Annotated in this window: 14 protein-coding genes; 13 read left to right on the top strand and 1 reads right to left on the bottom strand. The window is 60.3% G+C overall.

The window, feature by feature from the left end; all coding sequences use genetic code 11:
- Nucleotides 1-9 precede the first annotated feature (9 nt).
- The 13 genes from flhF to AC1RMX_RS12210 all read left to right on the top strand — a co-directional run bounded on the left by flhF (nucleotide 10) and on the right by AC1RMX_RS12210 (nucleotide 12276).
- Nucleotides 10-1350 (top strand): flagellar biosynthesis GTPase FlhF, encoded by a 1341-nt coding sequence (gene flhF, locus AC1RMX_RS12150; protein ID WP_096822165.1) that lies wholly within the window; start codon nucleotides 10-12, stop codon nucleotides 1348-1350.
- Nucleotides 1351-1463: 113 nt separating this feature from the next.
- Nucleotides 1464-2294, top strand: a complete 831-nt coding sequence (gene fleN / locus AC1RMX_RS12155; RefSeq protein ID WP_003222917.1) for a flagellar synthesis regulator FleN — start codon at nucleotides 1464-1466, stop codon at nucleotides 2292-2294.
- Nucleotides 2291-3031, top strand: coding sequence for an RNA polymerase sigma factor FliA (fliA, locus tag AC1RMX_RS12160; protein WP_011333070.1), 741 nt, complete (start codon nucleotides 2291-2293; stop codon nucleotides 3029-3031). Before fleN ends, fliA begins: the two co-directional genes overlap by 4 nt.
- Nucleotides 3032-3198: 167 nt before the next feature.
- Nucleotides 3199-3570, top strand: coding sequence for a chemotaxis response regulator CheY (locus tag AC1RMX_RS12165; protein WP_003183998.1), 372 nt, complete (start codon nucleotides 3199-3201; stop codon nucleotides 3568-3570).
- A gap of 17 nt (nucleotides 3571-3587) precedes the next feature.
- Entirely contained in the window at nucleotides 3588-4376 is a 789-nt protein-coding gene (locus AC1RMX_RS12170) for a protein phosphatase CheZ (protein WP_096822164.1), read from the top strand.
- 37 nt (nucleotides 4377-4413) lie between these two features.
- On the top strand, nucleotides 4414-6684 hold the full coding sequence (locus AC1RMX_RS12175) for a chemotaxis protein CheA (RefSeq protein ID WP_493072023.1): 2271 nt from the start codon (nucleotides 4414-4416) through the stop codon (nucleotides 6682-6684).
- 49 nt (nucleotides 6685-6733) lie between these two features.
- Nucleotides 6734-7870 (top strand): protein-glutamate methylesterase/protein-glutamine glutaminase, encoded by a 1137-nt coding sequence (locus AC1RMX_RS12180; protein WP_102620345.1) that lies wholly within the window; start codon nucleotides 6734-6736, stop codon nucleotides 7868-7870.
- Nucleotides 7870-8610: a flagellar motor protein gene (locus AC1RMX_RS12185; RefSeq protein WP_096822161.1), complete on the top strand. Its 741-nt coding sequence runs from the start codon at nucleotides 7870-7872 to the stop codon at nucleotides 8608-8610. The genes AC1RMX_RS12180 and AC1RMX_RS12185 overlap by 1 nt, the downstream gene beginning before the upstream one ends.
- Nucleotides 8611-8622: 12 nt before the next feature.
- Nucleotides 8623-9513, top strand: a complete 891-nt coding sequence (motD, locus tag AC1RMX_RS12190; RefSeq protein WP_096822160.1) for a flagellar motor protein MotD — start codon at nucleotides 8623-8625, stop codon at nucleotides 9511-9513.
- Nucleotides 9514-9556: 43 nt separating this feature from the next.
- Nucleotides 9557-10345, top strand: coding sequence for a ParA family protein (locus AC1RMX_RS12195; RefSeq protein ID WP_085710493.1), 789 nt, complete (start codon nucleotides 9557-9559; stop codon nucleotides 10343-10345).
- 2 nt (nucleotides 10346-10347) lie between these two features.
- A complete protein-coding gene (locus AC1RMX_RS12200) occupies nucleotides 10348-11313 on the top strand; it encodes a CheW domain-containing protein (RefSeq protein WP_493072025.1) in 966 nt (321 codons plus the stop codon).
- 84 nt (nucleotides 11314-11397) lie between these two features.
- Nucleotides 11398-11883 (top strand): chemotaxis protein CheW, encoded by a 486-nt coding sequence (locus AC1RMX_RS12205; RefSeq protein ID WP_007959223.1) that lies wholly within the window; start codon nucleotides 11398-11400, stop codon nucleotides 11881-11883.
- Entirely contained in the window at nucleotides 11884-12276 is a 393-nt protein-coding gene (locus AC1RMX_RS12210) for a DUF2802 domain-containing protein (RefSeq protein ID WP_096822158.1), read from the top strand.
- Nucleotides 12277-12404: 128 nt separating this feature from the next.
- On the opposite strand, the gene AC1RMX_RS12215 is transcribed toward AC1RMX_RS12210, so the two are convergent.
- Nucleotides 12405-13793, bottom strand: a complete 1389-nt coding sequence (locus AC1RMX_RS12215) for an RCC1 domain-containing protein (RefSeq protein WP_493072028.1) — start codon at nucleotides 13791-13793, stop codon at nucleotides 12405-12407.
- Between the last annotated feature and the right edge of the window lie 97 nt (nucleotides 13794-13890).

Raw genomic sequence — 13890 nt, forward strand, 5'->3', positions numbered from 1 at the left:
TAGTGGTTTATGCAAGTTAAGCGTTTTTTCGCCGCCGATATGCGTCAGGCCATGAAGCTGGTTCGTGATGAGCTGGGCGCTGATGCCGCCATCATTGGCAACCGCCGCATTGCCGGCGGCGTCGAGCTGACGGCGGCGCTGGATTACAAACTGTCGGCGCTGGCGCCGCGGGTTCCGAACATGGAACTCGAAGACGAGCTGCGCAAGACCCAGTCGCGCATCGTCACCGCCCAGGCCGAACTGAGCATGCGTGGTGAAGCCGACGGCAACACCAATCGCCAGTTGTTCTCCGGTCTGCCATTGACCGCCGGCCTGCCGCTGACGGCTGCCGAGCCTCTGACAGAACCGACTTACGCTGCTCCGGCGCGTCCGGCACCTGCGCCTGCACCGGCTGCCGCTGGCGTTGATCCGCGTGCGCTGGATTCGATGCGTTTCGAACTCAACAGCCTGCGCGAGCTGATGGAAGTGCAGCTCGGCACTCTGGCCTGGAATCAGCTGCAAGGCAGCCGTCCGGCTCAGGCGAACCTTTATCGTCGTCTGCAACGCATCGGCTTGTCCGGCCCGTTGTCCCGCGACCTGCTGGCGCTGACCAGCGATATCGAAGAACCTCGTCAGGCCTGGCGCATGTTGCTGGCGCACCTGGCGCGGATGATCGCCACGCCGGAAGTCGAGCCGCTGGAAGAGGGCGGGATCATTGCCATGGTCGGTCCTGCCGGCATGGGCAAGACCACCACCCTGGCCAAGCTGGCCGCCCGTTACGTGCTCAAGTACGGCGCGCAGAACATTGCGCTGGTGAGCATGGACAGCTTCCGCATCGGTGCTCAGGAACAGTTGAAAACCCTGGGCCGGATCCTCAATGTGTCGGTGACCCACGTCGACCCGGGCCAGTCCCTGGTGCAGGCGCTGGATCCACTGCTGCGCAAACGCGTGGTGCTGATCGATACCGCCGGCCTGCAGGCCAGCGATCCGGCACTGCGCATGCAGCTGGAAAGCCTGGCCGGTCGTGGCATTCGGTCAAAAAATTATCTGGTTCTGGCAACCACCAGCCAGAAACAGGTTCTAACCGCCGCTTATCACAGTTACAAGCGTTGCGGGCTCGCCGGGTGCATCCTGACTAAACTGGATGAGACGGCCAGCCTTGGCGAAGTGCTGAGCCTGGCGATCAGTCATGAACTGCCGGTCGCCTACCTGACCGACGGCCCACGGATTCCGGATGATCTGCATCTGCCGCGCCGTCATCAATTGGTCAGCCGCGCCGTCAGTGTGCAAATGCAGGAAGAACCCAGCGAAGAAGCCATGGCTGACATGTTCGCTGATATCTACCACAGTCCCACCAAGCAGGTTGGCTGAGGTAATGAACAGTTTTTGTACCTACATCGATGGTCTGCCATGCATTGTTCCGGTTGTGAACGCGCAGCCAGTAATGTGGCCTCCGTCTATGCAAGACAAGGTAAAGAAATAACATGGGCAGCATGCATCCCGTACAGGTGATCGCGGTGACCGGCGGCAAAGGTGGCGTCGGCAAGACTAACGTGTCAGTGAACTTGTCCCTGGCGCTGGCAGAGCTTGGCCGTCGGGTCATGCTGCTGGACGCCGACCTGGGTCTGGCGAACGTCGACGTTCTGCTGGGCCTCACGCCCAAACGTACCCTGGCCGATGTGATCGAGGGCCGCTGCGAGCTGCGCGACGTGCTGTTGCAAGGCCCCGGCGGGATCCGCATCGTGCCGGCCGCTTCCGGCACGCAGAGCATGGTTCACCTGAGCCCGGCCCAGCATGCCGGTCTGATTCAGGCGTTCAGCGACATCGGCGACAATCTCGACGTACTGGTGATCGACACCGCTGCGGGTATTGGTGACTCGGTAGTCAGTTTCGTTCGCGCTGCGCAAGAAGTGTTGCTGGTGGTCTGCGACGAGCCGACCTCAATCACCGACGCCTACGCCCTGATCAAACTGCTGAACCGCGATTACGGCATGAACCGCTTCCGCGTCCTGGCCAACATGGCCCAGAGCCCGCAGGAAGGTCGCAATCTGTTCGCCAAGTTGACCAAGGTCACGGATCGCTTCCTCGACGTCGCCCTACAATACGTCGGTGCGGTGCCTTACGACGAAAGCGTGCGCAAGGCGGTGCAGAAGCAGCGTGCGGTCTATGAAGCCTTCCCGCGTTCCAAGTGCGCACTGGCGTTCAAGGCGATCGCGCAAAAGGTCGACACCTGGCCGCTGCCCGCCAATCCGCGCGGCCACCTCGAATTTTTCGTCGAGCGCCTCGTGCAGCAAACGGCAGGACCTGTGCTATGACCGCCAGCGGTATGAATTTCTACAAGAAGTCGGCACGTGACGCGCAGTACGAGCTGATCGAGCGTTACGCGCCACTGGTCAAACGCATTGCTTACCACTTGCTGGCGCGATTGCCGGCCAGTGTGCAGGTCGAAGACCTGATCCAGGCCGGAATGATCGGCCTGCTCGAAGTCTCGACCAAATACGACGCCAGCAAAGGCGCCAGTTTCGAAACGTACGCGGGCATCCGGATCCGCGGCGCGATGCTCGATGAAGTACGCAAGGGGGACTGGGCACCGCGCTCGGTTCACCGCAACACCCGTATGGTCAGCGACGCGATTCGCTCGATTGAAGCTAAAACCGGCCGTGACGCTAAAGATCACGAGGTTGCGGCCGAACTCCAATTGAGTCTCGACGATTACTACGGGATTTTGAACGACACCTTGGGCAGCCGACTGTTCAGTTTCGACGACCTGTTGCAGGACGGCGAACACGAAGGGCTGCACGAGGATGGCGCAAGTGCTCATCTTGAGCCGTCGCGCGATCTGGAAGATGAGCGCTTCCAGGCTGCGTTGGCGGACGCGATTGCCAATTTGCCGGAGCGTGAGCGACTGGTGTTGGCGCTGTACTACGACGAAGAGCTGAACCTCAAGGAAATCGGTGAAGTCCTTGGCGTCAGTGAATCGCGGGTCAGCCAGTTACACAGCCAGTGCGCGGCCCGCTTGCGGGGGCGTTTGGGGGAGTGGCGAGCGCGCTGAAGGCAGTGTGGGGACGCTGCGAACGAGGCTGGTGCGGTGGTGAACGGCACCGGTCTTGCTCTGTTGTGCTCCAGACAGTCATCGAGTGCTTTGCCGGATTGATTGAAATGGCGCGTCCAGGTGCTGGGCGCGTTTAAGACTGCTTGGAGGTCGAATTGAACAAAGACATGAAAATCCTCATCGTTGATGACTTCTCAACGATGCGGCGGATCATCAAGAACCTGTTGCGTGACCTTGGGTTCACCAACACCGTTGAAGCCGACGATGGCACCACTGCCATTCCGGTGCTCAACAGCGGCAGCATCGACTTTCTGGTGACCGACTGGAACATGCCTGGCATGACCGGTATCGACCTGCTGCGTCACGTGCGCGCCGATGAAAAACTCAAGCACCTGCCAGTGCTGATGGTGACTGCTGAAGCCAAGCGCGAGCAGATCATCGAAGCGGCCCAGGCCGGCGTTAACGGCTACGTGGTCAAACCTTTCACGGCTCAGGCGCTGAAAGAAAAAATCGAGAAGATTTTCGAACGCATCGGCTGATGACGCGCGGGGGAGCTATGGAGCATAACGAATCTTCACAGGGCGACTTCGAGTCGACTCTGAAAAAACACGCGGTCGAACTGGTCGAAAGCCTTGAAAAAGGCAGGTTCGGCGACGCTGTGCAACTGATCCATGAGCTCAATCAGACCCGTGACCGTGGCCTGTACCAGGAAGTGGGCAAGCTCACGCGCGAACTGCACAGTGCAATCGTCAACTTCCAGATCGACCCGCATATGCCGCAGGCCGAGGAAGTGTCGCAGATCACTGATGCGACCGAGCGTCTGGGCTATGTGGTCAAGCTGACTGAAGCTGCGGCCAACCGCACCATGGACCTGGTCGAAAGCGCCACGCCGGTGGTCAATGGCCTGGCTGACGAAGCCCAGGCATTGAGTGCCGACTGGGGACGTTTCATGCGCCGTGAAGTCGGGGCTGAAGAGTTCCGCGAACTGGCGCGTCGGGTCGACGGTTTTCTGGCACGCAGCAGCGCGGACAACCGCGCGGTGTCGAGCAACCTCAACGACATTCTGCTGGCCCAGGATTACCAGGACCTCACAGGTCAGGTGATCAAGCGCGTGACCCAATTGGTCACCGAAGTCGAAAGCAATCTGCTCAAACTCGTGCTCATGGCCAGTCAGGTGGACCGCTTTGCGGGCATCGAACATGACCGTGCGGCAATGCTCGCTGAAAAAGATCCACAAAAACATCTCTCGCAGGGTGAAGGTCCGCAGATTCATGCCGATAAACGAGAAGACGTTGTGTCCGGTCAGGACGATGTGGACGATTTGCTATCCAGCCTTGGATTTTAGTTTTCTGGGTTTTTAGACCTGTAGGAGCACCCCATTAATGAGCTTCGGCGCCGATGAAGAGATCCTTCAGGATTTCCTGGTTGAGGCCGGCGAGATTCTTGAGCAACTGTCCGAACAACTGGTCGAGCTGGAAAGCCGCCCGGATGACGCAGATCTGCTCAACGCAATTTTTCGCGGTTTCCACACTGTAAAAGGGGGCGCCGGCTTCCTTCAGCTCAATGAGCTGGTGGAGTGCTGTCACATCGCCGAAAACGTGTTCGACATCCTGCGCAAGGGTGAACGTCGCGTAGATGCAGAACTGATGGACGTGGTGCTCGAAGCGCTGGACGCGGTGAACAGCATGTTCAGCGAAGTCCGCGATCGCAGCCCGATTACTGCCGCAACCCCGGAACTGCTGGCCGCCCTGGCGCGTCTGGCTGAACCGCAATCGGCGGATGAAGCCCCGGCTTCGCCTGTTGCCGAGATGATCGAAGAACTGGTCGTCGAAGGCGATTCGGGCGATATCACCGATAACGAATTTGAACAGTTGCTGGACTCGCTGAACGCCGTCAAGGCCGAAGCCGAAGCACCGGCGGCTGCCGCTGCGCCTGCTTCCGATGAAGCAGCCAGCGATGAAATCACCGACGCCGAATTCGAGTCGCTGCTCGACCAGTTGCACGGCAAGGGCCAGTTCGCGGCCGACGCCGTGGCACCGACAGCCGCTGCACCTGCTGCTCCGGCGGCGGGCGACAGCTCCGACATCACCGACGACGAATTCGAAGCCTTGCTCGATCAGTTGCACGGCAAGGGCAACTTTGCCGTCGATGCGCTGGAATCGGCGATTGCGTCGGTGCCTGCATCTGCTGCTCCGGCAGCGGCTGCGGCCGGTAGCGATCTGATCAGCGACCATGAGTTCGAATCGCTGCTCGACGATCTGCATGGCAAAGGCAAGTTCACTGACGTCGCCACCGGTGCCGTCGTGACGGCCGGCAATGCTTCTGCTGTTGCAGCGCCTGCCGCCAAGGCCCCGGCCGCTGCGGCAAAACCTGCTGCAAAAGCGCCTGAGCCTAAAGCCGAACCGGCCAAGCCAGCCGCCGCTGCTGCACCGGCTCCAGCCCGTGCACCGGCGACTCCGCCACCGGAAAAACCGGCGAGCGAAGCCGAAACCACCGTTCGTGTAGACACCGCGCGTCTCGACGAAATCATGAACATGGTCGGCGAGCTGGTACTGGTGCGTAACCGTCTGGTGCGCCTGGGCCTGAACAGCGGCGACGAATCGATGCAGAAGGCCGTGTCGAACCTCGACGTGGTTACCGCCGACTTGCAGACCGCGGTAATGAAGACCCGGATGCAGCCGATCAAGAAAGTCTTCGGCCGCTTCCCGCGTCTGGTTCGCGATCTGGCGCGTCAGCTCAAGAAAGAGATCAACCTGGAACTGGTGGGCGAAGAGACCGACCTCGACAAGAACCTCGTCGAGGCTCTGGCCGACCCGCTGGTCCACTTGGTGCGCAACGCGGTCGACCACGGTATCGAGTCGCCGGAAGAGCGCGAAGCCTCGGGCAAGGCCCGTGGCGGCAAGGTCATCCTGGCGGCCGAGCAGGAAGGCGACCATATCCTGCTGTCGATTTCCGATGACGGCAAAGGCATGGACCCGAACGTCCTGCGTGCCATCGCCGTGAAACGCGGTGTGATGGACAAGGATGCCGCCGATCGCCTGAGCGACACCGAGTGCTACAACCTGATTTTCGCCCCGGGTTTCTCGACCAAGACCGAGATCTCCGACGTGTCCGGCCGTGGTGTCGGCATGGACGTGGTGAAGACCAAGATTTCCCAGCTCAACGGTTCGATCAACATCTACTCGACCAAGGGCGCCGGCTCGAAAATCGTCATCAAGGTGCCGCTGACGCTCGCGATCATGCCGACCCTGATGGTGATGCTCGGCAACCAGGCGTTCGCGTTCCCGCTGGTGAACGTCAACGAAATCTTCCACCTCGACCTGTCGACCACCAACGTGGTGGATGGCCAGGAAGTGGTGATCGTGCGGGACAAGGCGCTGCCATTGTTCTACCTCAAGCGCTGGCTGGTCAGCTCCGCGGCTCACGAAGAGCAGCGTGAAGGCCATGTGGTGATCCTTTCGGTGGGCACTCAGCGGATCGGCTTCGTCGTCGATCAACTGGTCGGCCAGGAAGAAGTGGTCATCAAGCCATTGGGCAAAATGCTGCAGGGAACCCCGGGCATGTCCGGCGCCACCATTACCGGTGACGGCCGCATTGCGCTGATTCTCGATGTTCCAAGCATGCTCAAGCGTTACGCCGCACGGCGTATTTGAATCCGGGGCGGCGGGGCGACAACGTCCCGCTGCACCTAATGGAGTGTTTATGGCAGTCAAAGTCCTGGTGGTGGACGATTCGGGTTTTTTCCGCCGCCGCGTCTCGGAAATTCTTTCAGCGGATCCGAGCATCCAGGTTGTCGGTACGGCAACCAACGGTAAAGAGGCGATCGATCAGGCCCTGGCCCTCAAGCCGGACGTGATCACCATGGACTACGAGATGCCGATGATGGACGGCATCACGGCAGTGCGGCACATCATGCAGCGCTGCCCGACCCCGGTGTTGATGTTCTCCTCGCTGACCCATGAAGGCGCCCGGGTAACCCTGGATGCGCTGGATGCCGGCGCGGTGGATTTCCTGCCGAAGAATTTTGAAGACATCTCCCGCAATCCGGAGAAGGTCAAGCAACTGCTGTGCGAGAAGGTGCACAGCATCTCGCGCAGTAACCGTCGTTTCAGTGCCTACAGTGCGCCGGCGCCTGCCGCTGCACCTGCGCCTGCGCCGACTCCGGCAGCGGCGCCGTCGAGCTTTGGCAGCCACAGTGCTCCGGCTCGTCCGGCACCTGCGCCTGCACCGGCTCGCGCTCCGGCGGCCAGCACTTCGTCGGCAGCGCCGAAACGCAAAGCCTACAAACTGGTGGCTATCGGCACGTCGACTGGCGGCCCGGTTGCCCTGCAACGGGTTCTGACCCAGTTGCCGGCCAACTTCCCGGCGCCGATCGTGCTGATCCAGCACATGCCGGCAGCCTTCACCAAGGCCTTCGCCGAGCGTCTGGACAAGCTCTGCCGCATCAGCGTCAAGGAAGCCGAGGATGGCGACATCCTGCGTCCGGGCCTGGCGCTGCTGGCACCCGGTGGCAAGCAGATGATGATCGACGGCCGTGGCGCGGTGAAAATCCTGCCGGGCGACGAGCGTCTGAACTACAAGCCATGCGTCGACATCACCTTCGGTTCCGCAGCCAAGTCCTACAACGACAAAGTTCTGGCGGTCGTGTTGACCGGCATGGGCGCCGACGGCCGCGAAGGCGCACGCCTGCTCAAACAGGGCGGCAGCACGGTCTGGGCCCAGGATGAAGCCAGCTGCGTGATCTACGGCATGCCGATGGCCATCGTCAAAGCCGACCTCGCGGATGCGGTGTACGGCCTGGACGATATCGGCAAGCACATCGTCGAGGCGTGTATCTGATGGATGTTCTAAGCCTTATCGGGATCATCATGGCGTTTGTCGCCATCATCGGCGGCAACTACCTTGAAGGCGGCCACCTCGGCGCGCTGGCCAACGGTCCGGCGGCGCTGATCGTGCTGGGCGGCACCATCGGTGCCGCGCTGCTGCAATCTCCGATGAGCGCGTTCAAGCGCGCCATGCAGATCCTCGCCTGGATTTTCTTTCCGCCTCGTGTCGATCTGGCTGGCGGCATCGACCGCGTGGTCAACTGGAGTCTCACCGCCCGCAAGGAAGGCCTGCTGGGTCTGGAAGGCGTGGCGGATGCCGAGCCTGATGCCTACTCGCGCAAAGGCCTGCAACTGCTGGTCGACGGCGCCGAGCCGGAAGCGATCCGCAGCATCCTCGAAGTGGATTTCTACACTCAGGAAGCCCGCGACATCGAGGCCGCCAAGGTCTTTGAAAGCATGGGCGGCTACGCGCCGACCATCGGTATCATCGGTGCGGTGATGGGCCTGATCCACGTGATGGGCAACCTGGCCGATCCGACGCAACTGGGCAGCGGCATCGCCGTGGCGTTCGTTGCCACCATCTACGGTGTGGCCAGTGCCAACCTGATCCTGCTGCCGGTGGCAGCCAAATTGAAGTCAATCGCGTTGCGGCAGTCGCGTTATCGCGAAATGTTGTTGGAAGGCATTTTGTCGATCGCCGAAGGTGAAAACCCACGCTCCATCGAGTTGAAGCTTCAGGGCTTCATGGATTAAGGGACTAACCTCATGGCACGTCGTCGCCAACATGAAGAGCATGTAAACCATGAACGCTGGCTGGTTTCCTATGCCGACTTCATCACCTTGCTGTTCGCTTTTTTCGTGGTGATGTACTCCATCTCGTCGATCAACGAAGGCAAGTACAAGGTCATCTCCGAAGCGCTGATCGGGGTCTTCACCGACTCCGACCGCTCGCTCAAGCCGATCCCGATCGGCGACGAGCGACCGAAGACCGTGACCCCGGCCAAGCCGCTGGTCAAGGACGCCGAACAGGTCGACGCCGGCATTGCCGGGGCCAGCGATCCGCTGAAAAGCATCGCCGATGACATCAGCGCGGCGTTCGGCGACCTGATCTCCTCGAACCAGATGACCGTGCGCGGCAACGAGCTGTGGGTCGAGATCGAACTCAACTCCAGCCTGTTGTTCGGCAGCGGTGATGCGATGCCGAGCGACATCGCGTTCAACATCATCGACAAGGTTGCAGCGATCCTCAAACCGTTCGACAACCCGATCCACGTCGAAGGCTTCACCGACGATCAACCGATCCGCACCGCGCAGTACCCGACCAACTGGGAACTGTCCTCGGCGCGTTCGGCGAGCATCGTGCGGATGCTGGCGATGCAGGGCGTCAACCCTGGCCGTCTGGCCTCGGTGGGCTATGGCGAATTCCAGCCGGTGGCCAACAACGCCACGGCCGAAGGCCGGGCGAAGAACCGTCGCGTGGTGCTGGTGGTGTCGCGCAATCTCGATGTTCGTCGCAGCCTCACAGGCACCGGAACCGCCAATGCGCAACCGGATGCCGCGTTGAAGCGTGCTGGCACACAAACTGCACCGACCCCGGTCAAGACGCCGGGACGCGAGAGTGCCGTCAATTCTCCGTCGCCCGCATTAATACGCTGAGCCATGTCTCGGCCGAGCATCTCGGCCGGGAGGAACAATCCGAATGAGAGTCTGGGCAGTCGCCAATCAAAAGGGTGGTGTTGGTAAAACCACTTCTTCCATCGCTTTAGCCGGTTTGCTGGCAGAGGCGGGCAAACGCGTGGTCGTGGTCGATCTCGACCCGCACGGCTCGATGACCAGCTATTTCGGTTACGACCCCGACAGCCTGGAACACAGCAACTACGACCTGTTCCTGCACAAGGGCAGTGTGCCGCAAGGCCTGCCGGGCCAGTTGCTGCTGTCGACCAGTGATGAACGCATTTCCCTGCTGCCGTCCAGCACCGCGCTGGCGACCCTCGAGCGCCAGTCGCCGGGGCAGAGTGGTCTGGGCCTGGTGATCGCCAAGAGTCTGGCGCAGCTGTGGCAGGACTTCGATTACGCAATCATCGACAGCCCGCCGTTGCTCGGCGTGCTGATGGTCAACGCCCTGGCCGCGAGCCAGCAACTGGTGATCCCGGTGCAGACCGAACACCTGGCCGTCAAAGGCCTGGAGCGCATGGTCAACACCCTGGCGATGATCAACCGCTCGCGCAAACAGGCGCTGCCGTTCAGCATCGTGCCGACCTTGTTCGACCGCCGCACCCAGGCGTCGATGGGCACCTTGCGCGTGTTGCGCGACAAATTTCCCGAAGAGATCTGGCAGGGTTACATCCCGGTCGATACGCGTCTGCGCGACGCCAGCCGTGCCGGTGTCACGCCTTCGCAATTCGACGGCAAGAGCCGTGGCGTGCTGGCCTACCGCGCGCTGCTCAAGCATCTGCTGGCGCAACAACTCGTTCCGCAGGTGGCCTGAGCATGAATCGGCCGATCAAACTGACTTCGCGTCCGCAACTGGCTTTGCAGTCCTATCTGGACAGCTTGCTGGAGGATGTGACGGAAGAGATCCCGCAGGAAATCGAAGCGCCTGTCGAGGTGGTTGAAAGCACCGCCGAGCTCGATGAGTTCCAGGCCGCGGTGCTTGAAGAACAGGCTCGCGATGCGCAGAAAGCCGCCAGGCCTGCTGCCCCGGTTGCAGCGCCTGCCGCTGTGGCGGCCAAAGCGCCGGCACCGCTGATCAAGGAACCCGAGCCGGTGCGTGTGGTGTCGACCCTCGCGCCGCTGCTGCAAACCCAGCTTCTGCAAGCGCAACCCGAGCCGACTCCGGTCGAGCCGCCCGCGCCGGTGCCAGTCGTTGCGCCGGTCGAGCAGGTTGTCGAGCAAGCACTGGTTGCGCCGCTGGTCGAAGTGCATCTGCCACCGAGCAATACACCGCCACCGGTAGAAACTGACGGTCGCCCGGCCTGGGCGTCGGAAGCGTTCGAATGCCTGTTGTTCGATGTCGCCGGGCTGACCCTGGCGGTGCCGCTGGTGTGCCTCGGCTCGATCTATTCGCTGGCCGGCCATGAGCTGACGCCGCTGTTCGGTCAGCCGGAATGGTTCCTCGGCATCCTGCCAAGCCAGGCGGGGAACCTGAAGGTGCTGGACACCGCACGCTGGGTCATGCCGGATCGCTATCGCGATGACTTCCGTCAGGGCCTGCAATACGTGATTTCGGTACAAGGTTACGAGTGGGGCCTGGCGGTGCATCAGGTCAGCCGCTCGTTGCGTCTGGATCCGAATGAAATCAAATGGAGGACTCACCGAGGTCAGCGGCCATGGCTCGCGGGCACGGTGATTGAACACATGTGCGCCTTGCTCGATGTCTCCGCACTGGCCGAGTTGATCGCCAGCGGTGGGGCAAAGCACATGTCCGGCAGTAAGCCGAACCACAAACCGACATAACGCTTACATAACAGACAGACGCCGGCATGCAATGCCGGCACACGAGACACACACCGCCATTGCGGTATTTCGAGGGGCTAGGGTATGAACGACAAGGCGACGGCGGCAAAGGGTTCCGAAGATCCGATCCTGCAATGGGTAACCTTCAAGCTGGACAATGAAACCTACGGCATCAACGTGATGCGCGTTCAGGAAGTCCTGCGCTACACCGAAATCGCTCCGGTTCCGGGTGCACCCAGCTACGTGCTGGGCATCATCAACCTGCGCGGCAACGTGGTGACCGTGATCGACACCCGTCAGCGCTTCGGCCTGATGAGCGGCGAGATCAGCGACAACACCCGTATCGTCATCATCGAAGCCGACAAGCAGGTTGTTGGCATCATGGTCGACAGCGTCGCTGAAGTGGTTTACCTGCGTCAGTCGGAAATCGAGACCGCACCGAACGTCGGTAACGAAGAATCGGCCAAGTTCATCCAGGGCGTGTGCAACAAGAACAACGAGTTGCTGATCCTGGTCGAGCTGGACAAGATGATGAGCGAAGAAGAATGGTCGGAACTGGAGAATATCTGATTGATTCTCGAGGTAGCGGTCATTGTCCTGTTCCTGTTCTGGGCAGGCACGCTGGCGATGTTTCTGGCGTACATCAAGGCGCAGCGCGTGATCGCTGCGCAACAGGCCCAGGGCGATGCGCTGCGTGATCAGCGCATCAAGGACCTGGCCAAGCGTGTCGACGATTACCAGAACGGCAACGTGCGCATGGGCGAAGCCCTGCACGAACTGCGCGCGGTCGTCGGCCCGATTCCGGACAAACTCGCCCAGCTCGAACAGCGCGATCCTTCCAGCCTGTCGTTCGCCCAGGCGGCGAAACTGGTCGGGATGGGCGCGAGTGTCGATGAGCTGACGCAGTCCTGCGGGTTGACCCAGGCTGAGGCGGAGTTGATGCGCAAGTTGCACAAGAACTGAAGTATCAAAAAGATCGTAGTCTGCGGCAGCTTCCACAGGTGCGCTTGATGCCACTGTTGATGCTTCGCACACTGCGATCTTTTTTGTCTCGCTCCATCATCAGGAACCGAGCCCTGCAATCACCTTTTTCAAGTGACTGCTTTCTTTGCGTAAGAAATCATTTGATAAAGTGCTTTTTGTTCTCCTGTGCCTCCGTATCCCTCATCTCCCCACGCTATGACCCGGTTGTCTTGACGTAATGCGGCAAAGGTATTGCCTCCCGCATATACAGCTCGAATATTGTTGAGCAAAGCGGTGTATTGCGTAGTTTCTCCACCGCCTTCAGGGTCTCCCCAGGCAACGGCAATACCATTACTGCGCAATGCGACGACAGCATTCTGGTTTGCGTTGATTGCGACAATATCTCTGAGTTCTCGGATGGCGGGAGGGATGTCACTGATAAAGAAAGCCGGATCAGCCCAGGCGTTTACTGATCCGTCGGCACACAGCACGACAAATCCTTTTGATGTGCCCATGATGTGCACGATGTCCGTTCGCGCCGCGATGTCCTTCGGTACGGGGGGTAGATGTCCCCATGCAGCGATTTTTCCGTTAGCCCTGAGAACCGCAAATCCTGTACTACAGCTCGCGATATCCACGATATCCCTGAGCGGTTCAATCTCTGGTGACAGCTCACCACCCCAGACTCTTGGCCCCCATGCCAGCACCTGCCCGTTATTACGAAGGACTGCGTATGCGTAAGTTGTGCAGGCGAGCTGTTGGACATCCCTTAACAACGAAATGTTTTCCGGCATTGGGTAAGGTCCACCCCAACTGACGACTGCGCCATTGCGGCGTAGTGCGAGGAACCCGTTTTGCCCACCGCGGGCCTTAACGACATCGGTTAATTCTGCAATAGGTGCGGGTATCGACCCTCCATTTTCAGGTCGTCCCCAAGCAACAATCCTGTCATTGGATTGATGCGCCACGAATACATAGCTGCTACCTGATAAAGCGTCGATGTTATTCAGTTTTGAAATGTCGCCAGGGACTACCCCTGCACTTGTCGCCAGACCCCAGGCATGGACATTTCCGCTGTCTAGTCTTATGGCGAATGCCCCCATACCCGCCGAAAGTTCGGTTATGTTGCGAAGGTCTTTTATGGGGGCCGGTATTGAGCCTCCGCCCTCCGGATGTCCCCAGGCATGCACACTACCGTTGTTCAGTCGGGCGCATAGCGCGAAGGAAGTTCCTGTGATGTTGGAGGGCTGGAGGAGGATGCTCTGTTTGTCTGAAGTCACTTTCAGCGCTGCATAGGGGCGAGCATCAAAAAAGTGATCTCCGGAGACAGACCTGGTTTCATCCTCGTATTGCCAGTTGGCGACACGTGGAGTCAGTGATGATGCGTCGAGTGCTACGAGTCGCCAATTGCGCGTATAAAAATTTCCAAGGCCGCCATGATTGCCGCGTGCGCCCATGACAAGCAATTCACCTGACGTTTTCTTCGATGACGACTTTTCGGTTTTTTTGCTTCTCATGACGTCATGTCCCCTCAAATTCGGGCGTTAAGTGGGAGCCGATAGAGTGGCTGTGCAACAAAGGCCTGACGACTGTCAGATCTGACAGTCGCGACGA

It is taken from the genome of Pseudomonas sp. GW822-FHT03F04, from assembly GCF_058801405.1.